The organism is Hyphomonas sp. UBA4505, from assembly GCF_002388685.1.
In the GTDB taxonomy this organism is placed as follows: domain Bacteria; phylum Pseudomonadota; class Alphaproteobacteria; order Caulobacterales; family Hyphomonadaceae; genus Hyphomonas.
In genome coordinates, this window is sequence record NZ_DGMZ01000012.1 from 818,793 (window position 1) to 838,313 (window position 19,521).

23 protein-coding genes are annotated in these 19,521 nt (G+C 60.1%); 16 read left to right on the plus strand and 7 right to left on the minus strand.

Annotated features, from left to right (window positions below; all coding sequences use genetic code 11):
• Position 1 precedes the first annotated feature (1 nt).
• The 6 genes from B3527_RS13025 (at position 2) to B3527_RS13050 (ending at position 4,278) form a co-directional block, all read left to right on the plus strand.
• Complete coding sequence (locus tag B3527_RS13025) at positions 2-235, plus strand: DUF1272 domain-containing protein (protein WP_290480156.1); 234 nt, start codon at positions 2-4, stop codon at positions 233-235.
• Positions 236-261: 26 nt separating this feature from the next.
• Complete coding sequence (gene thiE / locus B3527_RS13030; protein ID WP_290480157.1) at positions 262-942, plus strand: thiamine phosphate synthase; 681 nt, start codon at positions 262-264, stop codon at positions 940-942.
• Between the two features lie 118 nt (positions 943-1,060).
• Positions 1,061-1,627 carry an elongation factor P gene (efp, locus tag B3527_RS13035; protein ID WP_034814737.1) on the plus strand — a complete coding sequence of 189 codons (567 nt, stop codon included), beginning with the start codon at positions 1,061-1,063 and terminating at the stop codon, positions 1,625-1,627.
• Between the two features lie 8 nt (positions 1,628-1,635).
• The gene (locus B3527_RS13040; RefSeq protein WP_034814734.1) at positions 1,636-2,454 is read left to right on the plus strand and encodes an inositol monophosphatase family protein; all 819 of its coding nucleotides are present in this window, start codon (positions 1,636-1,638) and stop codon (positions 2,452-2,454) included.
• 97 nt (positions 2,455-2,551) lie between these two features.
• Positions 2,552-4,048: a flavin-containing monooxygenase gene (locus tag B3527_RS13045; protein ID WP_290480158.1), complete on the plus strand. Its 1,497-nt coding sequence runs from the start codon at positions 2,552-2,554 to the stop codon at positions 4,046-4,048.
• A gap of 71 nt (positions 4,049-4,119) precedes the next feature.
• The gene (locus tag B3527_RS13050; RefSeq protein ID WP_198019785.1) at positions 4,120-4,278 is read left to right on the plus strand and encodes a hypothetical protein; all 159 of its coding nucleotides are present in this window, start codon (positions 4,120-4,122) and stop codon (positions 4,276-4,278) included.
• 5 nt (positions 4,279-4,283) lie between these two features.
• On the opposite strand, the gene B3527_RS13055 is transcribed toward B3527_RS13050, so the two are convergent.
• Positions 4,284-6,116, minus strand: coding sequence for an ABC transporter transmembrane domain-containing protein (locus tag B3527_RS13055; protein ID WP_290480159.1), 1,833 nt, complete (start codon positions 6,114-6,116; stop codon positions 4,284-4,286).
• 157 nt (positions 6,117-6,273) lie between these two features.
• On the opposite strand from B3527_RS13055, the gene rpmE reads away from it, so the two are divergent.
• From rpmE to B3527_RS13070, 3 genes are all read left to right on the plus strand, one after another.
• Positions 6,274-6,492, plus strand: coding sequence for a 50S ribosomal protein L31 (gene rpmE, locus B3527_RS13060; protein ID WP_034814727.1), 219 nt, complete (start codon positions 6,274-6,276; stop codon positions 6,490-6,492).
• A gap of 164 nt (positions 6,493-6,656) precedes the next feature.
• Positions 6,657-7,145 (plus strand): thermonuclease family protein, encoded by a 489-nt coding sequence (locus tag B3527_RS13065; RefSeq protein WP_206991568.1) that lies wholly within the window; start codon positions 6,657-6,659, stop codon positions 7,143-7,145.
• An 85-nt stretch (positions 7,146-7,230) separates the two neighbouring features.
• Entirely contained in the window at positions 7,231-7,995 is a 765-nt protein-coding gene (locus tag B3527_RS13070; protein ID WP_290480160.1) for a hypothetical protein, read from the plus strand.
• Here B3527_RS13070 and B3527_RS13075 read toward each other — a convergent pair.
• Positions 7,984-8,568: a TlpA family protein disulfide reductase gene (locus tag B3527_RS13075; protein ID WP_290480161.1), complete on the minus strand. Its 585-nt coding sequence runs from the start codon at positions 8,566-8,568 to the stop codon at positions 7,984-7,986. The genes B3527_RS13070 and B3527_RS13075 overlap by 12 nt on opposite strands.
• Before the next feature lie 33 nt (positions 8,569-8,601).
• Here B3527_RS13075 and argH point away from each other — a divergent pair, with 33 nt between their 5' ends.
• Genes argH through B3527_RS13105 form a run of 6 tightly spaced genes read left to right on the plus strand, consistent with a single transcriptional unit; the run spans position 8,602 to position 15,552 of the window.
• The gene (argH, locus tag B3527_RS13080) at positions 8,602-10,005 is read left to right on the plus strand and encodes an argininosuccinate lyase (protein ID WP_242517418.1); all 1,404 of its coding nucleotides are present in this window, start codon (positions 8,602-8,604) and stop codon (positions 10,003-10,005) included.
• Between the two features lie 6 nt (positions 10,006-10,011).
• On the plus strand, positions 10,012-10,242 hold the full coding sequence (gene lptM, locus B3527_RS13085) for an LPS translocon maturation chaperone LptM (protein ID WP_206991571.1): 231 nt from the start codon (positions 10,012-10,014) through the stop codon (positions 10,240-10,242).
• A 10-nt stretch (positions 10,243-10,252) separates the two neighbouring features.
• Positions 10,253-10,516, plus strand: a complete 264-nt coding sequence (locus B3527_RS13090; protein ID WP_034814719.1) for a hypothetical protein — start codon at positions 10,253-10,255, stop codon at positions 10,514-10,516.
• Between the two features lie 3 nt (positions 10,517-10,519).
• Positions 10,520-11,794 (plus strand): diaminopimelate decarboxylase, encoded by a 1,275-nt coding sequence (gene lysA / locus B3527_RS13095; protein WP_290480162.1) that lies wholly within the window; start codon positions 10,520-10,522, stop codon positions 11,792-11,794.
• Entirely contained in the window at positions 11,773-14,535 is a 2,763-nt protein-coding gene (locus B3527_RS13100) for a DUF4175 domain-containing protein (RefSeq protein WP_290480163.1), read from the plus strand. Before lysA ends, B3527_RS13100 begins: the two co-directional genes overlap by 22 nt.
• A 54-nt stretch (positions 14,536-14,589) precedes the next feature.
• On the plus strand, positions 14,590-15,552 hold the full coding sequence (locus B3527_RS13105; RefSeq protein ID WP_290481401.1) for an MBL fold metallo-hydrolase: 963 nt from the start codon (positions 14,590-14,592) through the stop codon (positions 15,550-15,552).
• On the opposite strand, the gene B3527_RS13110 is transcribed toward B3527_RS13105, so the two are convergent.
• From B3527_RS13110 to B3527_RS13125, 4 genes are all read right to left on the minus strand, one after another.
• Positions 15,549-16,121, minus strand: a complete 573-nt coding sequence (locus B3527_RS13110) for a cob(I)yrinic acid a,c-diamide adenosyltransferase (protein WP_206991574.1) — start codon at positions 16,119-16,121, stop codon at positions 15,549-15,551. The two genes, B3527_RS13105 and B3527_RS13110, sit on opposite strands and share 4 nt — an antisense overlap.
• A 10-nt stretch (positions 16,122-16,131) precedes the next feature.
• A complete protein-coding gene (locus B3527_RS13115; protein ID WP_034814710.1) occupies positions 16,132-16,344 on the minus strand; it encodes a twin transmembrane helix small protein in 213 nt (70 codons plus the stop codon).
• Between the two features lie 79 nt (positions 16,345-16,423).
• The gene (locus tag B3527_RS13120) at positions 16,424-16,732 is read right to left on the minus strand and encodes a cell division protein ZapA (RefSeq protein ID WP_034814708.1); all 309 of its coding nucleotides are present in this window, start codon (positions 16,730-16,732) and stop codon (positions 16,424-16,426) included.
• Positions 16,725-17,006, minus strand: a complete 282-nt coding sequence (locus B3527_RS13125) for a DUF4164 family protein (protein WP_034814705.1) — start codon at positions 17,004-17,006, stop codon at positions 16,725-16,727. Before B3527_RS13125 ends, B3527_RS13120 begins: the two co-directional genes overlap by 8 nt.
• 101 nt (positions 17,007-17,107) lie before the next feature.
• Between B3527_RS13125 and tkt the strand changes: the two genes are divergently transcribed.
• Entirely contained in the window at positions 17,108-19,084 is a 1,977-nt protein-coding gene (gene tkt, locus B3527_RS13130) for a transketolase (protein ID WP_290480165.1), read from the plus strand.
• Here the strand turns inward: tkt and B3527_RS13135 are convergent.
• Positions 19,081-19,518 carry a hypothetical protein gene (locus B3527_RS13135; RefSeq protein WP_290480166.1) on the minus strand — a complete coding sequence of 146 codons (438 nt, stop codon included), beginning with the start codon at positions 19,516-19,518 and terminating at the stop codon, positions 19,081-19,083. The two genes, tkt and B3527_RS13135, sit on opposite strands and share 4 nt — an antisense overlap.
• Between the last annotated feature and the right edge of the window lie 3 nt (positions 19,519-19,521).

Here is a 19,521-nt window from a genome sequence, read left to right on the forward strand (position 1 = left end):
GATGTTGGAGATGCGTCCGAACTGTGAACGCTGCGATACCGATTTGCCGCCGGATGAAGCCGGAGCGTTTATCTGCTCGTTCGAATGCACGTTCTGCTCTGATTGCATGGACGGTCCTCTCGATGGTCGCTGCCCGAACTGCGGCGGCGACCTCGAGCCCCGGCCGATGCGGCGCGGCAAGCCACTCGACGCCTACCCCGCCAGCACGCAGCGGGTTTTGAAGACTTCCGGCTAGGCACGCCCTGCGCTATAGCGCGCGCCATGAGCAAGACCGAAGACTATGTCCGCCCGCGCACGCGGCTTTACCTGATAACTCCGCCCCGCATCGAAGATGTGGAGGGCTTTGCAGCCCTATTGGAAACGGCATTGTCAGCGGGCGATGTCGCCTGTCTCCAACTGCGCCTGAAGGCTGATACCGGCGAGATCGACGTCGACGCCACCCGCGCCGTTGGCGCAGCCGTTACAGAAATGGCCCAGGCCTACGGCGTTGCCGTGCTGGTCAATGACAGCGCCGAACTTGCCGTCGAGATAGGTGCAGATGGCGTTCATGTCGGGATGGATGACATGCCGGTCAAGAAAGCCCGGGAGATCGTCGGCCCGGACATGATTGTCGGCGCAACCGCCAAGAACTCACGTCATGCTGCCATGCAGGCATGCGAGGCTGGCGCAGATTATGTCGCCTTTGGTGCGTTCTTCCCGACCCGTACCAAGACCGGTACGGTCGAGGCGAATCCGGACCTTCTGGAAATATGGCAGGAAAGCATGGAAGTGCCCTGTGTCGCGATTGGTGGCATCACAGTCGAAAACGCCGAGCCGCTCGCTGTAGCTGGCGCTGATTTTCTCGCGGTCTCATCCGGGGTCTGGGATCATCCTGAAGGCGCGCCGGTAGCGATTGCCCACTTCAATGCGCTTCTTGACCGGCTCGATGCATCGAAGGCCTGACGCTGCAAGCTCGCTGTAAAACCCTGCATGAACCGGTCCCGCATTAACACTCCGCCCGCTTGACCGTTTCGGGCCAAAGGCTTACGCCCCCGCCAAACCTTCAAAAGGACACGCCCCAATGGTCAAGATCAATGGTAATGAAATCAAGCCCGGCAACGTCATCGAGCATGACGGCACGGTCTGGCGCGCCCTGAAGACGGCGTCGGTCAAGCCCGGCAAGGGCGGCGCGTTCAATCAGGTCGAATTGCGCAACCTGCTGAATGGATCGAAATCGAACGTGCGCTTCCGTTCTTCCGAGACCGTTGAGAAGGTCCGTCTGGAGCAGAAAGACCATCAATTCCTGTTTGCGGACGATGACGCTTTCACCTTCATGGACCAGGAAAGCTTTGAACAGATCGCGATCCAGCGAGACTTTATCGGCGACCAGGGCGCTTTCTTGCAGGACGGCATGACCGTCTCCATTGAGTTTTATGGCGAGACGCCGATTGGTGTTGATCTGCCGGAACAGGTGATCCTCGAAGTTCAGGAAACCGAGCCGGTTGTGAAAGGCCAGACGGCTGCCAACAGCTTCAAACCCGCAATCTGTGACGGCGGCGTCCGGGTCATGGTTCCGCCCTTTGTCGGCACCGGCGAACGCATTGTCGTCCAGACAGCCGATTCCACTTATCTCCGTCGCTCCGACTAGGAACTCCCATGTCCAAACCCTCCCCCGTTGGCACCGTCATGATCGCCGCTGCACGTGCAGCTGGCCGTTCGCTTGCCCGTGATTTCGGCGAAGTCGAAAATCTGCAAGTGTCCAAGAAGGGCCCGGCAGACTTTGTCTCCAACGCCGATCATCGCGCCGAAGAGATCATCTACTCAGCGCTCGCGAAGGCGCGGCCCGGCTATGGCTTTGTCATGGAAGAACGGGGCATTGTCGAAGGCACAGACAAGTCGAACAGATTCATCGTGGATCCTCTCGACGGTACGCTGAACTTCCTGCACGGCCAGCCGCACTATGCTGTCTCCATTGCGCTCGAGCGCGAAGGCAAGCTGTTGACCGGAGTGGTCTATGATGTCGCGAAGAACGAGATCTTCTGGGCTGAGACCGGACGCGGCGCATGGCTGGAGAACCGCAAGCTGCGTGTTGCCGCTCGCACCCGCCTCAATGAGGCTGTGGTGGCCACCGGAACGCCGTGGCACGGCAAAGCCGAAGAAATGCACGCGAATTTTGCCCGCGAAATGCTTGCGATGACGCCCGCATGCGCTGGCATTCGCCGCTATGGCTCCGCAGCTCTGGATCTCGCTTACGTCGCCGCGGGACGGTTTGACGGATTCTGGGAGCGCGACCTGAAACCCTGGGACATTGCTGCGGGCATCGTGCTGGTGCGCGAAGCGGGCGGAACCGTTGCCGAAATCGATGGCGGCGACTTCATGAAGACCGGCTCGGTTCTGGCTGCCAATGAAGAGCTCCATCCGTTGATCGAACAGCAGCTGCGCCATGCTGCGGCGTTCGCGCGGAAAGCGGACTAAACCCTTCCCTAGCGGCAAGGCCTCCTGACACCAGAAAGATCGTGACACCCGCGTCATTTTTTGGCCTTATAGGCTGAAAAATGGGCAGGAAGCAGTCATGATACATACCGATACCGACGTTCTCATCATCGGAGCGGGCCTTTCCGGCATCGGCGCCGCGGTTCATCTCGAAAAGAAGTGTCCAGGCCTCGGCTATCAGATATTCGAGCAGCGTGGCGCAATTGGCGGCACTTGGGACCTGTTTCGCTATCCGGGCATTCGATCTGACAGCGACATGCATACGCTCGGTTACAACTTCAAACCGTGGACCGAAGCGAAGGCCATTGCCGATGGGCCTTCGATCCGGAAATATGTCGCGGACACCGCCAACGAATATGGCGTCACACCCCACATCAAATTCAACACGGCCATCGTCGCCGCCAACTGGTCCACGCCCGACCAAGCCTGGCATGTGACGCACGAGGATGAATTTGGTGCGCGTTCAATCACGACGTGTCGTTTCCTGTTCATGTGCGGCGGCTACTACCGCTATGATGAGGGCTATCGGCCGGACTTCCCGGGCGAAGACGCCTTCAAGGGCCAATTCATTCATCCGCAGCATTGGCCGGAAGATCTCAACTATTCCGGCAAGAAAGTCGTCATCATCGGATCTGGCGCGACCGCCATGACACTGGTGCCTGCCATGACCGACAAGGCTGCGCACGTCACCATGCTCCAGCGCTCGCCAACCTATGTTGTTTCGCGCCCGTCGGTAGACAAGTTCGCCAATTTCCTGCGCAAGATACTGCCTGACAGCTGGGCCTACTCCTTCATCCGCTGGCGGAATGTCCTGCTGCAGCAATTTTTCTTCAAACAGACCCGTTCAAATCCCGACAAGGCCCGCGAGCGGCTAATCGGCATGGTGAAAGAAGAACTCGGCCCGGACTATCCAGTCGAGACCCATTTCAATCCGTCCTATAACCCGTGGGAACAGCGGTTATGCCTCGTGCCGGATTCCGATCTTTTCAATGCGCTGAAGTCTGGCAAGGCGAGCGTCGAGACCGATCACATCGAGACGTTCACCCCCAACGGGATAAAGCTGAAATCCGGCAAGGAGATCGAGGCCGACATCGTCGTCACCGCGACCGGTCTGCAATTGCAGTTCATGAATGGCGTGGACGTGTCCGTTGATGGCACCCGCACCGATGCTGGACGGCTCTTGAACTATAAGGGCGTGATGCTCTCCAACATGCCAAATCTGGCGGTCACCTTCGGCTACACCAACGCCTCATGGACCCTGAAGGCCGACCTGACATCTGAATATGTCTGCCGCCTTCTGAACTACATGGACCAGCATGGCTACACGTCGGCCATGCCGAAACTCGAACAATATCCCAACCAGACCGAACCGTTTGTGGACTTCTCATCCGGGTATTTCCAACGCGTCATGGACCAGTTCCCCCGCCAGCACACGGAAAAACCGTGGAAGCTGCACCAGAACTACAGCGCTGACGTCAAGAACCTGCGCCGCGGGCCAATCGCCGATGGCGTGATGGATTTCACAAAGGCCGAAGAGGCCGCCAGCAAGCCGCCCGTCTTGCAAGCCGCAGAATAGCGTTTTGCTATATTTCTTTTGTCGAGCTCCCTATATTGAAAATACAGGGTCTTGATGAAGGGAACAAAGATATGTGGCTATGGCTGTTATGGTGGTGCGTAGACGATCATCTCGCGGCGGCGCTGGATGCGCCGGGGCTGGGAGAACTGCCCATCTGGGTGCCGCTGGTTCTGTCACTTGCCTTCGCGTTCACGATTGATGGCAAGGTCAAGAAACTCCGCAAGAAATAGGTGGGTCAACCCTCTGCAAACTGCAATTCGGCAAGGCGGGCATACAGGCCGCCCCTGGACACGAGTTCCTCGTGACTACCTTCCTCGACGATGCGTCCATGTTCCATCACGATGATCCGGTCAGCCCGGCGCACCGTGGAGAGCCTGTGTGCGATCACCAGCGTGGTGCGGCCCTCGGCGGCGTTGGAAATGGCCCGGCGCACAGCCGCTTCGCTTTCGGAATCGAGCGCTGAGGTGGCTTCATCCAGCAGGAGCACCGGCGCATCGCGCACAAGCGCCCTGGCGAGCGCAATACGCTGACGCTGGCCGCCTGACAGACTCCTCCCCTTCTGGCCAAGATCCGTCGCAAGCCCGTCTTTTTCAGCCAGGAAGTCGAACGCTTCAGCCATGCGAGCAGCCTGCTCAAGCAGGGCCTCGTCAGGCGTGTCGGTACCAAAGCCGATATTCTGCGCTGCAGTGCCTGTGAACAACGCCGATTCCTGTGGCGCATAGGCAAATTGCTGACGCCAGTCACGCGGATCAGCCTGCATGGCAGATACGCCGTCAAGCGTGACCGTGCCTGATGGCACATCGAATAGGCGCAATGCCAGGCGAAAGACCGTAGTCTTGCCTGCGCCGCTCGGCCCGACAAGCGCCACAAACTCGCCCGGCTTTACCGACAGGGAGAAATGATCAAGCGCCGAGACAGCTTCATCGCCATAGCGGAAAGTAACATCCTCAAAGGCAAGCGCGCCGGTCACCTTGCCCGGCAGGGCAACAGGGTTTTCTGGTGCGGTGATTTCGGGTTCAGCGTTCAGCACTTCAGCGGCACGGTCGGCCGCGCCGGCCGCGCGCATGACTTCGCCATAGACTTCCGCCAGCATGCCAAAGCCCGATCCTGCATAAAGCGCGTAGAGCACCATGGAGGCGAGATCGCCAAAGCTCATGGACCCAGTTGCGACGGCCCGCGCACCCATCCAGAGCACACCCACAAAGCCGCCAAACAGCAGCACAGAGACCAAAACGATCATCAGCGACCGCGCCCCGATCCGGCGCATCGCCGCATCAAACGTCGCCTCGACCGCCTCGGTAAATGCTCCCAGCCGGCTTTGTTCCCGATTATAGGCCTGAACCAGTTCGATTGCGTCTAGCGCCTCGGCAGCTTCCGCACCCGCATCCGCCAATCGTGACTGCGCCCGGTTCGACATCTTCCGGATCACCCGGCCAATCGCCATGACGGGCAGAACGGCCACCGGCAACATGGCCAGCAAGGTGAGGCCGAGCTTCCAGTTCACGACCAGCATCATGGTCAGCGCGCCCGTGGTGGTCAGCAGCGTCCGTGCAGCCAATGACGCCGACGAGCCAAGAAAGGTTTCGATCAGCGTGATGTCTGCTGTCAGGCGCGACACCGCCTCGCCAGACCGCATCTGCGAATGATAGCGGGGCGACAGTTTCAGCAGGTGCGCATAAAGATCCTTGCGCAGGTCGGCCGCAATCCGTTCGCCAAAGCGTGACACGAAATAGAACCGGATCGCGCCAAGCACGCCTGACAGAATGGCCGCCAGCGCAACCCAGAGAAATGCGCGGTCGACCAGCGCCAACAATTCCTCGGCGCTGCCCTGCGCGGCCTGGCCCGCATCCGCGGCGCTGCCGAGCAGCAAAGGTATCGCGAGACTAACGGCCGCCGCCGCCACCAGGAATACGAGTGCGATGGACACGGTCACCCAATGACGGGCGACATAGGGCATCAGCAAGGCCAGTGGTTTCAACGACTTTGCCTTGGGCCGGTTGATCGCTTCGCCGCCTGCTGGTTCTGTTGCACGGCGGTCTTCTGTGAAGGAGCTGTCTGTATCGGTCATGCCCGTCTATAAGTCCTTTCAGATTCCCTGCCAGCAGCCTCTTGCAGAGGTCGCGTCTTTCAGTTACACGCGCCACTTCGAAAACAGGCTGAGACAAGCCCGCGCACCCAAGCGATGGCAGCGCGGTTGTCCTTAGAGTTCAAGAGAGGCGAAGGCCATGAAAAAAGAAGGTCATCCCGACTATCACTTCGTCACCGTAGTGATGACAGACGGAACCGAATATCAGACGCGCTCCACCTATGGCAGCGAAGGCGACCGCCTTGTTCTGGACATCGATTCCAAATCGCACCCGGCCTGGACCGGCGGCGACGGCAAGATGCTCGACCGTGGCGGCCGCGTCTCGCGCTTCAAAGACAAGTTCAAAGGCTTCATGTAAGCGTTCTTCGCTTCGCATGATGCGTATAGTGGAAAGCCCCGGCCTTTTGGCCGGGGTTTTTCCGTTTGGTCCCTATTTCCAAAACTGACCCCACATCTGACCGGTTAACCCTCGCTTAACCCGCCATCGCCAGCGTGCGCCTCACACTTTCAGGAGGCACGAACATGTTGCGCGGCATTCAAGTCAGATCTGTCCTGTATTCCGTGGCGATCCTTGCCGGCCTCGGCGGCGCAGCCGCGCTGGCAGCTCAAGCCGCTATCGAACAGGACGGCCTCGTCTATTGGTCCGACGGCGATTCCGGGCGCCTGCCAGACGGCACCAAATTCCGCCTGCATGGTGTCGACGCGCCTGAGACGCGCAGTCTGAAACAGCTTGGCGGGGCCGACTGCGAAGCCGAACGCGAACAAGGTTATATCGCCAAGGAAAGGGTGATCGAACTGACTCGTGGCAAGGAAATAGCTGTGACACGCGATTATGGTCTCGACCGATACAAGCGGCTCGTCGTTGATATCAGCATCGATGGTGAAGATCTCGCCACGCGCCTTGTGGCCGAAGGCAGCCACCAAGTCTGGGACTATGATGGCGGTGCTCCAAAGCCAGACTGGTGCAGCCCGCACCGTAGATCGACAACATCGGGCCAAGTCAGCCCGTAGTTCTGCAAACCAAGCCGCTGCATTGCCCCGTAGCGTTCCTGTCTCTAGGTTCTGCTGAGAACGTACGACAGGAGCCACGCCAAAAATGATTTCCCGGAAGACGGCCGCTGCCGCATCTGTCCTGCTTGGTAACGCGGCCCTGTCCGCTTGCAATGACCCGGCCCCGGCCCGCACGGCGGCACCGGAAACTGCACCACCAGAAAATTCACTGCAAATCGAAACGGACCGCGCCCTGACAGGCAATGAAGTCAGCACGTCGGTCGGCGTACGCATCCTGACGGCAGACAAGCGCGTCGCTGTACTCGCCGGTCATATCGAGGCGGGCTTGGCACTCTACCGCGCGGGCGCGCCAGACCTCGCAGCGGCGCAACTCAATCACGCGGTGTCGCTTGAAACCCAGTCGGAACGCGACGGATTTGGCGCATTTGGCTTCGACACCAGCGTCTATGAGACTGTCCACGCCGCCGCAACAGCCGGAACACCCGCAGAGGACATTGAAGACGCGCTCATCGCCGCCAAGGCCAACCTTGCAGAGACGCTGGAGGCAACAGGCCTCGAACAGCTGGATCTTGTTCTCTTCCTGCTGGAACTTTGCGGCGACGAATATGGGGTCGGCGTTATTGATGCCGCGATTGACCGCGCCCCGGCCTATCAAGCGGCATATGGCTATGCGGCGACCGCGCGCGACGTGGCCCGAAATATGGAAGGCGCGGATGACCTGGTGCTGGAACTGGAATTGCTGGTCCGCATGTGGCCCGGCGACGGTCCGGTCATGGTCGATGCGGTTGCGCCTGAACCGGCCATGGGAACCCAGATCGCCCGGGCCCGACTGGCAGCCTCAATTCTTTAGCAGCGCGTCGATGAATCCGACCGCTTCGATAGAACTCCAGTCGGCATCCCCGGCCAGACGCGCGATCTCCACGCCGCTCGCATCGTACAGGATCGTCGTGGGAAAGCCCTGAACGCCACTATCGTAAACGATCTCAAACTGTTCCGGCGTTGCGCTGTGGAACGTGATGTTGCTCGCACCCAGTTCACCGAGGCGCTGCGCGGCATAGGAAAGGTCTTCTTGGGCATCAACGCTGATCGCAACCACTTCAAACCGGTCCCCGCCCCGCGCGGTCTGAAGCGCTCCGAGCGACGGCATTTCCTTTTCGCAGGGCGCACACCATGTGGCCCAGAAATTCACCAGAACAACTTTCCCCATGAACGCATCCAGCGAAACGGCTGAGCCGTCTTCCAGATAGAAGGGCGCGTTTGAGGCGGATGTTCCAGCCTGAGAGAAATCAAGTTTCTCGATTTCGCCTCTTGCATAGGCTTCCAACCTGTTTTCTGAAGGTTTTCCACCCCCTGCGCTCATCAGCGCATAGACAATTGCGATCAGGCCGATCAAGAAGAGGGCGATATAGGCCAGACGGGTCATGGGGCGCGGTCTCCAATACGAGTTTGAAGGGATATGGCAGTGACGACAGGCAAAGGCCAGACAATGTGGGGCGGACGCTTTGCCGCGACCCCGACCGACATCATGGAAGAAATCAACGCATCCCTCGACATTGACCGCCGGATGGCCGCTGAAGATATCGCCGGCAGCCGCGCCCATGCCGACATGTTGGCTGAAATGGGCATCATCTCCGAGGCCGACAATGAAGCCATTCAGGGCGGCCTTGATACGGTTGCCGAGGAATTAAGGAACGGATCGTTCCCTTTCCGCCGGGAGCTCGAAGACATTCATATGAATGTCGAAGCGCGCCTGAAGGAGCTGATTGGCGAACCCGCAGGCCGACTGCACACGGCGCGATCGCGCAATGACCAGGTCGTCACCGATTTCCGCCTCTGGACCCGCGGCGCACTCGACGAGGCCATGCAATTGGTCGCTGGCCTGCAGAGCGCTCTGGTCAGTCGCGCCGGCGAGAATACAGAAACCGTGATGCCGGGCTTCACGCACCTCCAGACCGCACAGCCCGTCACACTGGGCCATCATTTGCTGGCCTATGCCGAAATGCTGGAACGCGACCGCTCGCGCCTGCTCGATTGTGCCGAGCGTTTGAATGAGTGCCCGCTGGGCTCTGCGGCGCTAGCTGGCACCGGATTCCCCATCGACCGAGACATGACCGCGGAAGCGTTGGGCTTTGCCCGCCCCATGGCCAATTCGCTGGATGCGGTGTCGGCGCGCGATTTTGCACTGGAAGCCCTGGCGGCCCTGTCCATCGCTGCGACGCATTTGTCCCGCCTTGCCGAAGAGATCGTGCTCTGGACCAGTGCTCAGTTTGGATTTGCGCAGCTCACCGACGCCTGGTCGACCGGTTCGTCCATCATGCCGCAAAAGCGCAATCCGGATGCTGCCGAACTGATCCGTGCCAAGGCGAGCCTGATTACCGGCCTCTACAGCTCCCTGCAGGGCGCGGTCAAAGCGCTACCGTTGGCCTATGCCAAGGACCTTCAGGACGACAAGCGCCTGACCTTTGAAGCCTTCGACACCTATAATCTTTGTGTTCGCGCCATGACCGGCATGATCGAGACGATCCGTTTCAAACCCGATAATATGCGCGCGGCAGCCGCGAAGGGATTTTCGACCGCCACCGACCTTGCTGATTGGCTGGTCCGTGAGCTGGGTCTTCCGTTCCGGGATGCCCACCATGTCACGGGCCAATTGGTCGCGAAGGCTGAGGAGAAAGCCTGCGATCTGTCAGATCTGACATTGGCCGACATGCAGAGCGTGAACGCCGAAATTACCGATGCGGTATTCGATGTGCTGACAGTTGAGGCGTCTGCCTCATCTCGGACATCTTATGGCGCTACAAGCCCTGTTCGCGTTGCCGAACAAGTGGCACAGTGGAAACAGAGACTTCGACTGGAGTAGTCATTGATGAAACGCCCTCTTCTTCTCGCTGCGGCGCTGCTCGCATCTGCCAATCTGGCCGCGTGTGGCCTGACCGGGGATTTGAAACGCCCAGACCCACTTTGGGGTGAGCGAACCGATGGTCTGGAACCCGCTGAATTGCCGGACCAGAATCAGAACAACCTGCCAAGCCTACCGGACCGTGAAGACGAAGGCAGCGATACCGGAGCCGATGATGAATTGCTCGGCGGCGCGTAGGAAGCATTCCATGAAATTACCCAAGCCAATCTCCGCCGCGCGATGGATCGCCGGCATTACGGCCTTGTGCCTCGCCGCCGCATGCCAGAGCCAGCCTACGACTCTGGTCGTCGAAGCCGTTGCACCCGTCGAAACGGTTGAACCGGTGGCGGTGGCAACGGAACTCGACACAACCGAACCAGACGGCCCGATCACCAATCAATGGGGCGGCGTTATCCCAGACGCCAAACCGACGACGCCCATAGACAATGGCGCGCTCGGCGAAATCGAGTAGTTCATGCACCACTTTACTTATCAGGATGGCAGCCTTCATTGCGAGGGCGTGAATCTCAACAAGATTGCAGATGAGGTCGGCACACCCTGTTATGTGTATTCGTCCGCAACCCTGGTGCGACATGCCCGCGTCATCGCGGCGGCGTTTGAGGGGCAGGATTGCCTGATCGCCTTTTCGGTAAAGTCGAATGGCAATATTGGCGTCCTGTCGACACTTGCCCGCGAAGGCTGCGGCGCAGACGTGGTCAGCGGCGGCGAGTTGCAGCGCGCCCTTAGGGCAGGCATCCCGGCCGAGCGGATAGTGTTCTCAGGTGTCGGCAAGACCGCCGAGGAAATGCAGCTGGCCCTGCGTGCAGGCATTCACCAGTTCAATGTCGAAAGTGCCGCAGAGCTTCGGCGCTTGTCAGAGGTTGCCAGCATGACCGGCGCAGAAGCGCCTGTGGCCATCCGGGTCAATCCGGATGTCGCGGCCGGCGGTCATCCGAATATCTCTACCGGCAAGAAAGGCGACAAGTTCGGCGTGCCGTGGAGCGATGCGGAAGACCTCTATGCTGAAGCCGCCACCCTGCCCGGCATCCGGATTGTTGGCGTTGATGTACATATCGGCAGCCAAATCGGCGATCTTGTCCCGATGCGCGCCGCGTTCGAAAAGGTCGTGGGCCTCACCAAACGCCTGCGTGAGGCCGGTCATGATATCGGCCGGATCGATCTCGGCGGTGGGTTGGGCATCCCCTACAAGGACAGCGACGCGCCAGCCCCGCCATCTGATTACGCGTCGATGATCGCCGAGGTGACACAGGATCTCGGCGTTCAGGTCATTCTAGAGCCCGGCCGCGTGATCACGGGTAATGCAGGAGTCATGCTCAGCACGGTTCTTTATGAAAAAGCCGCGCCGGAGACGGATTTCCTGATCATTGATGCAGGCATGAACGACCTCATGCGTCCGGCGCTTTATGATGCGCACCACGACATTCTGCCGCTTAATCAGGCTGGTGCAGGCGCAGAGCGCAAGACCTACGATGTGGTTGGCCCGATCTGCGAGTCGACCGACAAGTTTGCCAAGGGCCGCGAAATGACTGCTGTCCGCCCCGGTCAGCGGATCGCGTTCATGTCTGCAGGTGCCTATGGCGCTGTGCTGTCATCCTCTTACAATGCAAGACCGCTGGTTCCGGAAGTGCTGGTAAACGGGTCGTCATTTGACATCATCCGTCGCCGCCCGGACTTTGAAGAAATGATCGCCCTCGAAAAGGTTCCTGATTGGCTCACAAAGACGGCATGAAGGCGCTCAACGCCAAGGTTTCCGCCACGCGGCGGAAGCTGACGGTCTACGCCTTTTTCAAGGCGTTCTGGCCCTTCCTGACCTTTGTTGCGATCTTTCTCGCCATCGCCTTGGCGGGCGTCATTGATCGCATGGGCTCGGCCATGGCCGCTGTGGCGACGATCCTGTTTCTCGGCGGGTCTATCCTCTTCATCCTGCAAGGCGGACGGCGCTATACGCCTGTCAGCCGCGAGGATGCAGCTCGCCTGCTCGACCGACAGTCAGACCTGCGGCCTGTCTCGTCGCTAACCGACCGCCCGGCGAGCGCGAGCCGAGGATCCCAGAAGCTGTGGCAGAAGCATCGCCTGCGCCTTTTGAAAGAAGCCCAACGCTTGAAACTGCCGTCCCTGTCGCGCGAGTGGAGCCGCCTTGATCCATACTGGATGCGCGCGGTCCTTCCGGCGCTTCTGGTCCTGATGGGCGTTTTTGCGGGTACGGATGCGAGCGCGCGCCTGCATCGCGCCCTGTTTCCAGATTATGGCGCCCTGGTTGGTGCAGACGGCATGGTGGTCGAAGCGTGGATCACGCCCCCTGAACACACGGGCCGCGCACCCATTTTCCTCACTCCGGAATTGCAAAATGTCCGCGTGCCGGAGGGCTCGGAAGTCACCTTGCGCACCGAAGCGCATAGCGCGCCGAAATTGGTTCTGAAGGGCGAAGCGACACGTAAGCAGAAATTCGAACCCACCCCCGATGGCGCCTTTGAAGCGCGCGCCCGGATCATGGAAGACACGCGCCTGACGGTAAACTGGTGGGGCGAGCGTGCAAGCTGGCGCCTACTGACCTCGCCTGATGAGGCCCCTGAGGCCCGCTTCGTGAAAGCGCCTGAAATGGGCCGGCAAGACCGGACCGAAATTTCCTGGTCGATTTCTGATGACTATGGCGTCTCGGCCCTGGAATTGCGGATCACTCTGCAAACCCCAAATCCAGCCGCGCCAGATGAAGCAGACCATGTCGCCGTGCCGTTATCTGGTGCGGCGCCGACATCGGCCGAGGACATAACCCAACTGGACCTGACTCGTCATCGCTGGGCTGGTATGCCGGTGACGCTGCGCCTGGTCGCCACAGATGGGGCGGGACAGACCGGCCTGAGCGAACCGGTCGACTTCAAGCTGCCGGAAAAACTGTTTCTCGATCCGATCGCGCGCGTTGCTCAGGAAGTGCGTGTGACTGTGCTGCGCGAACCTCGCGACTATGCAGAGCTGGCAAAGAATGAAGACGCATTGCGCCAGGATGCACTGAATGTCACGGCGTCAAACCGCCTCGGGACCGCCCCGCCTGATATCCAGAAGGCCGCCCTGATGCTCGATGCCATGACCTATAAAGGCGAGCGTTACATTCGCGATCAGGGCGTGTACCTCACTTTCCGGACAGCCAAGGGTATTCTGGATGCAGCGGCCACGAAGGATGAGGCCGAACAGGTTGATCCCCTGCTCTGGGCACTAGCTCTGCGCGCGGAGTATGGCAGCGCCGCAGATGCCCTGAGACGGCTGGAAGCGGCGCGGCGTGCACTGGAGCAGGCCTTGCGGGACGGGGCCTCTGAAGACGAGATCAAGCAGCGGATGGAAGCCTTCCGTGATGCGGCCAATGAATACCTCGCTGCCAAGATGGCCGAGGCTATCGCGAATGGCGGCGAGCAGCCGCAAATGCAGATGGATCAGGAAGCGATGTCCGGTGGGCCCGATCTCGGCGGGCAGGATTTCGAAGACATGCTGAATGCGCTGCAGGACCTCACGGAGACCGGCGCAACGGATCAGGCCCGGCAGCTGCTTTCCGACATCACGAACATGCTGCAGAATCTCGAATTCCAGCAGGGTCAGTCCGGCTCGGGTGGCATGCCGGGCATGCCCGGTCAGCAAGCCGATGGCGAACAGGAAGACCTGCCGCCCGAAGAACAGGAACTGACCGATGCCATGCGGCGTCTGTCGGAAATCCTGCGGGAACAGCGCCAGCTGAATGATGACACGCTGGCCCAGGAACGTGGCGAGCGTCCCGGCCAGTCTGGACAGGAACAGGGCGGCCAACAGCCAGGCCAGCAGTCCGGGCAACAGTCTGGCACGCAGCAGGGACAGGATTCCGGTCAACCCGGTGGCGGAGAAGCCGGTAGCGGTCAGACTGAAGCCCCGCAAGGCGGCGGCGAGGAGAACGGCGAACGCCCCGGTAGCGGCGGCGGCGAATTTGCCGAAGGCAATGAGGGCGAAGGTACAGGGCCGGGACAATCGGAGTCACTTGCCGAGCGACAAGCCCGGCTGGGACGGCTGGTTGAGGAGTTCGCCCGCGAACAGGGTCTGGGCGCCGGAATCGAGGGCGAGAACGCCCTGGAAGGCCGGGTCGATCCGGACGCGTTGGAAGATATTCGGCGCGCCCAGAGACAGGCTGAAGATGCGCTTGAGCGTGGCAATGAGCGCAGGGCGGCACGTAATCAGGAAATGGCAACAAATGCCTTGTCTGAAATTTCGCGTGACCTTGCCGAACGGCTCGACACGCTGGAGCGAGAACGCAACGGACAGGACGCCCAGCAAAGCGACCCATTTGGGCGCCCATCGGGCGGGCCGGGAAACAGCGGTGAAGAGGTCAATATTCCGGACGCCACCGAACGCCAGCGCGCCAAGGACATCCTGGAAGAATTGCGCCAACGCTACAATGAATCCGATGATGAGGAAGAGCGCGAATACCTTCGCCGCCTGCTCGACCGGTTCTGACCTTGCCCTCCCGTCCATTCCCCGCCTTGATGCGGGCGAGGACGGGAGAACATGATGGCTGAACGCTGGACCTACACACATGGCCTGAAGGATCTGGGAAACGGGCTCTATGCCTGGCTGCAGCCGGATGGCGGATGGGGTTGGTCCAATGCTGGCCTGATCCGGGACGGTGACCAGTCTCTGCTCGTGGACACGCTGTTCGACATGCCGCTTACCCGCACCATGCTGGGTGCGATGCAGGATGCGACCGGTCTTGCGGCAGAGGACATTGGTGTCATCGTCAATACGCACGCAAATGGCGATCATTGCCATGGGAATGGCTGCTGTCCGCAGGCGGAGATAATTACGTCAGAGGCCAGCGCCAGGGAAATGATCGAAGTCCCGCCTGCCATGCTTGCCCAGTTCAAAAAGCTCGGCGGACAGCTCGGGCCTGCCGGCAGCTATTTTGCCGACATCTTTGCGCCGTTCGATTTCGATAGTGTGGAAGAGCGCGCGCCGACTCAGACATTTACAGGCCAAATGGACTTGAAAGTCGGTGACAAGGCGATTGAGTTGATTGAAGTCGGCCCGGCTCATACAGCTGGCGATGTGCTGGTGCATGTGCCGGATGACAAGACGGTCTTCACCGGCGACATCCTGTTCATTGAAGGCACTCCACTGATGTGGGCTGGCCCGGTCTCCAACTGGATCGGCGCTTGCAACCGAATTTGCGAGATGGATGTCGATGTTATCGTTCCTGGGCATGGTCCGGTGACGGACAAGGCGGGTGTGCGACGCGTTGCCGAATATCTGAAATTCGTCGACACAGAAGCGCGCAAGCGATTTGAAGCTGGTCTAAGTGCGCGCGACGCTGCGCTGGATATTGCCCTCGGGGACTATTCAAGCTGGGGCGACGCCGAACGCATCGCCGTCAATGTCGATACGCTCTACCGGGAGTATCGCGGGGACGGCGTGGTTACACCCGTGATCGAATTGTTCGGCCTGATGGCTGAAGTGCAAGAGACACAGCGCGCCTAGCGGTTGGCGCCCGGCACCCATTTCACATCATCTGCGCCATTATTGTTTGCGACACGGCCTGCGACGAAAATCCAGTCTGACAAGCGATTGATATAGGCAAGCGCCTCAGGGCTGACGATTTCGTCTTCCATCGCAAATACTTCCGCCACTTCCCGCTCGGCCCTGCGGCACAGCGTCCGCGCGACATGGAAGTGCGCGGCGAGATCACTGCCGCCCGGCAGGATGAAGCTGTCCAATGGGGCGAGATGCTCGTTCATCGCGTCGATTTCGGTTTCAAGCCGTTGCACCTGACTTTCAATGATGCGCAACGGAGTCCATTCCAGCGGCTTGCCCCGCTCTGGCGTGGCAAGGTCGGCGCCGAGATCAAAGAGGTCATTCTGGATACGGCGGATGGCGGCAAGCATATCACCCTCGGCCTTGAGCGCGGCCACACCGAGGGCGGCATTGGTCTCGTCCACCGTGCCATAGGCCACAACACGCGGGTGCCATTTATCAACAGGCTCACCCGTCGAAAGGCGTGTCTTTCCCTTGTCTCCGGAGCGCGTGTATATCTTGTCGAGCTTGACCATGTTGCTACCCTCAGAATCCTATCTTGATGGCACCAACCACCATGCCGAGACCGACGAGCAGCGCGATCACGATAGCCTGTACCAGAACCCGCAGGCGCATAAGCTTGTTGGAACGGCTTGCCTGATTGTCATCGGTCCGCGCCAGATTGGCGATGCCGAGCCCCAGCACGATTACCAGCGCCGCAAGCGCGATGTAGAAGCCTGTCATCAGAATGGTTTGCATGAGGCAGCCTTTCAATCAGCATGAAGGTGAGAGCATAGAGCGCGACAGACGGTTTGCCACGCGCAAAGCGTCGCGGGGATCAGCTGCCGCTTTCCATGCGTTCCGCCAGAGACGTAATCCGGCTTGCTGCCTTGACCAGGGCTTCGGCGGCCCTGGCTTCGCTGGTGGCGCTGCCGGGCGCTGAGCGGCGCGCTGAATCCAGTTCGTCCAGCAAGGCCAGCGCCGTGATCAGCAGAAGGCGCTCATCGCCAATATCACCCACCGCGCCTGCGATCTGGGTAACTCGCGCGTCGAGTTGTTTCGACAGGGCCTCGATACGGCTTTCCTGTCCGGGCGCGCAGGCAATGGAATAGGACCGGCCGCGCAACTGGATATCCGCTTTAGCCATCCTGCTGCCCTTCCCGGCCGATCGCCGCGCGGACTTCTTCAATGGCTGAGCCAAGTGCTTCGCTCGCCTCGTCGGCAAGCGCCTGCAATTGCTGCTCACGCGCCAGCGACGCATCAAGCTGCTGGGCAAGGTCAGAACGGTCAGAAACGAGAGCGGCAAGCTCAGCTTTGATCACGTCCGGATTGCCGGCGCGGGCCATCAGACTGTCGAGCGCGCCTTCCAGTCGTGACAACGCCTCGTCGAGCTGGCGGATGGCAGGATCGATTTCACTCATATACACAATGAAGTAACGGTATTATCCCAATCCGCCAAGCGACTTGACGCAACGGCCTTAGTCTGGCCTACGACTTCCGCAAACCAAAGGAGACCAGCAGAATGGCTGTCACGAACCGCGACATGGCTAATGCCGTCCGCGCCCTATCCATGGACGCCGTCGAGGCGGCCAAATCAGGTCATGTTGGCCTGCCGCTCGGCATGGCAGATGCTGCAACCGTACTGTTCCGGAAATTCCTGAAATTTGACCCTACCCAGCCTGACTGGCCGGACCGAGACCGGTTCATTCTGTCGGCGGGCCACGGCTCGATGTTGATCTATTCGCTGTTGCACCTCACTGGGTACAAATCTGTCAGCCGGGACGACATCCGCAATTTCCGTCAGCTGGGCGCCAATACGCCGGGCCACCCGGAAAACTTCGTCACCAAAGGCGTTGAGACGACCACAGGCCCGCTTGGCCAGGGCATCGCCACCGCCGTCGGCATGGCGATGGCAGAGCGCCATCTGAATGCGCGCTTCGGCGACGACCTCGTTGACCACAAGACGTATGTGATTGTTGGCGATGGCTGCCTGATGGAAGGCGTCAGCCAGGAAGCGATCACGCTCGCGGGCCACATGAAGCTCGACCGCCTGATCGTCCTCTGGGACGACAATTCGGTCACCATCGACGGCAACATCGATGTCGCAGATTCCACCGACCAGTGCGCACGGCTTGAAGCCTCCGGCTGGATCACCCGCAAAGTGGACGGCCATGACGAGAAAGACGTCGAGGCGGCCCTGAAATGGGCCCAGAAACAGAAGCAGCCTGTTTTCCTCGCGATCAAGACCATCATCGGGTATGGCGCGCCGAAGCTGGCCGGTACCGGCAAGGCTCATGGCGGTCCTTACGGCCCCGACGAGATCGCCGGTATCCGTAAGAACATCGGCTGGCCTCACGCGCCATTCGAAATTCCAGACGCCATCGAAAAAGCCTGGAAGAAAGTCGGCGAGCGTGGCGTTGAGGCTCGCAAGGCCTGGAAAGAGCGTCAGATGGCCTCCCCGCACAAGGGTGAGTTCAATGCGGCCATGGCCGGTCGCCTGCCGAAAAATCTCTCAAAGGCGATCATCAAACACAAGAAGGCTGTGGTTGAAGGCGGCGAGAAGAAAGCCACCCGTCAATGGAGCGGCGCGGCACTGGAAGTCATCACCAATCTCGTGCCCGAAACGGTTGGTGGTTCAGCTGACTTGACGGGGTCCAACAATACTCGGACCTCTTCAACCACGGCAATGACACCGTCTGACTGGGCCGGTCGTTATGTCCATTATGGTGTTCGCGAACACGGTATGGCTGCGGCGATGAACGGTATGGCGTTGCATGGCGGCATCATCCCCTACTCCGGCACATTCCTGGTTTTTGCAGACTATAGCCGCGCCGCGATCCGCCTCGGCGCCCTGATGGGCGCACGCGTGGTACATGTCATGACCCATGATTCCATTGGTCTTGGCGAAGACGGCCCGACCCACCAGCCGGTTGAGCAAGTCGCCTCGCTCCGCGCTATGCCGAATATGCGGGTCTTTCGCCCTGCAGATGGCGTTGAAACGGCCGAATGCTGGGAAGTGGCGCTCAGCAATGCCGAAGGCCCCGCCACAATGGCACTGACCCGGCAAGGCTTGGCCCCGTCGCGCAAGGAGCATACGGACGAAAACCTCAGCGCGCTCGGTGGCTATGTGATCTCGCCATCAGGTGTGAAGTCGCGCGAATCTGCCGTGCTGATCGCGACCGGTTCGGAAGTGGAGATCGCCCTTCAGGCCCAGGCCGACCTTGCCAAAGAGAAGATCCATGTCCGCGTTGTGTCGATGCCATGCATGGAATTGTTTGCCGAGCAGGACGAGAAATACCAGCGCGACACACTCGGGGGTGACCTGCCAAAAGTGGCTGTTGAAGCCGGCGTGCGCTTTGGCTGGGACCGCTGGCTTGGACCTAAAGGTGCCTTTGTCGGCATGGACGGTTTTGGAGCGAGCGCGCCTTACCAGAAACTGTATGAACACTTCGGCATCACCGCAGACAAGGTGGCCGAGGCAGTAAAGAATCTGATCTAACTGGTCTTGAATAGGTCCATCTGGCGAGGATCAATGTAGCGTTTACGGCGTGGTTTGGTCCGGCCAGACCGGAAATAGAGATCATCGGTATGATCTTCCACCGGCGGCTGTTCAGCCGCCGGTTTTTTCTTGGATGCCTTTGGCAAAGGCATGATCCCCGCCTGATCGTCCAGCCTCCACCAGGTCACAGCCAGGACAGGGTTGCCCTCATTGTCTTCGTATTTTTGGAGATGCCCGTGTGGGCCATTTTCACCTGCATGCGATGACAAGTAGGCCTCGGCCTCTTCTTCGGTGACATCTATCCAATCGGTCGCGAGCGAGTCGATCTTGTGCTCTGGCACCAAGGCTTCGGCCTCTGCGCGTGTACGCGCCACCTTCACGCCCGGCTTCAGGGCGTCTTCTACACGTGTCGCAATGGGAAAGGCATGACTCATGAG

Excerpts from the sequence above, each read along its gene's own strand:
- B3527_RS13025 (WP_290480156.1), top strand. The coding sequence starts at position 2 with ATGTTGGAGATGCGTCCGAACTGTGAACGCTGCGATACCGATTTGCCG.
- thiE (WP_290480157.1), top strand. The coding sequence starts at position 262 with ATGAGCAAGACCGAAGACTATGTCCGCCCGCGCACGCGGCTTTACCTG.
- efp (WP_034814737.1), top strand. The coding sequence starts at position 1,061 with ATGGTCAAGATCAATGGTAATGAAATCAAGCCCGGCAACGTCATCGAG.
- B3527_RS13040 (WP_034814734.1), top strand. The coding sequence starts at position 1,636 with ATGTCCAAACCCTCCCCCGTTGGCACCGTCATGATCGCCGCTGCACGT.
- B3527_RS13045 (WP_290480158.1), top strand. The coding sequence starts at position 2,552 with ATGATACATACCGATACCGACGTTCTCATCATCGGAGCGGGCCTTTCC.
- B3527_RS13050 (WP_198019785.1), top strand. The coding sequence starts at position 4,120 with ATGTGGCTATGGCTGTTATGGTGGTGCGTAGACGATCATCTCGCGGCG.
- B3527_RS13055 (WP_290480159.1), bottom strand. The coding sequence starts at position 6,116 with ATGACCGATACAGACAGCTCCTTCACAGAAGACCGCCGTGCAACAGAA.
- rpmE (WP_034814727.1), top strand. The coding sequence starts at position 6,274 with ATGAAAAAAGAAGGTCATCCCGACTATCACTTCGTCACCGTAGTGATG.
- B3527_RS13065 (WP_206991568.1), top strand. The coding sequence starts at position 6,657 with ATGTTGCGCGGCATTCAAGTCAGATCTGTCCTGTATTCCGTGGCGATC.
- B3527_RS13070 (WP_290480160.1), top strand. The coding sequence starts at position 7,231 with ATGATTTCCCGGAAGACGGCCGCTGCCGCATCTGTCCTGCTTGGTAAC.
- B3527_RS13075 (WP_290480161.1), bottom strand. The coding sequence starts at position 8,568 with ATGACCCGTCTGGCCTATATCGCCCTCTTCTTGATCGGCCTGATCGCA.
- argH (WP_242517418.1), top strand. The coding sequence starts at position 8,602 with ATGGCAGTGACGACAGGCAAAGGCCAGACAATGTGGGGCGGACGCTTT.
- lptM (WP_206991571.1), top strand. The coding sequence starts at position 10,012 with ATGAAACGCCCTCTTCTTCTCGCTGCGGCGCTGCTCGCATCTGCCAAT.
- B3527_RS13090 (WP_034814719.1), top strand. The coding sequence starts at position 10,253 with ATGAAATTACCCAAGCCAATCTCCGCCGCGCGATGGATCGCCGGCATT.
- lysA (WP_290480162.1), top strand. The coding sequence starts at position 10,520 with ATGCACCACTTTACTTATCAGGATGGCAGCCTTCATTGCGAGGGCGTG.
- B3527_RS13105 (WP_290481401.1), top strand. The coding sequence starts at position 14,590 with ATGGCTGAACGCTGGACCTACACACATGGCCTGAAGGATCTGGGAAAC.
- B3527_RS13110 (WP_206991574.1), bottom strand. The coding sequence starts at position 16,121 with ATGGTCAAGCTCGACAAGATATACACGCGCTCCGGAGACAAGGGAAAG.
- B3527_RS13115 (WP_034814710.1), bottom strand. The coding sequence starts at position 16,344 with ATGCAAACCATTCTGATGACAGGCTTCTACATCGCGCTTGCGGCGCTG.
- B3527_RS13120 (WP_034814708.1), bottom strand. The coding sequence starts at position 16,732 with ATGGCTAAAGCGGATATCCAGTTGCGCGGCCGGTCCTATTCCATTGCC.
- B3527_RS13125 (WP_034814705.1), bottom strand. The coding sequence starts at position 17,006 with ATGAGTGAAATCGATCCTGCCATCCGCCAGCTCGACGAGGCGTTGTCA.
- tkt (WP_290480165.1), top strand. The coding sequence starts at position 17,108 with ATGGCTGTCACGAACCGCGACATGGCTAATGCCGTCCGCGCCCTATCC.
- B3527_RS13135 (WP_290480166.1), bottom strand. The coding sequence starts at position 19,518 with ATGAGTCATGCCTTTCCCATTGCGACACGTGTAGAAGACGCCCTGAAG.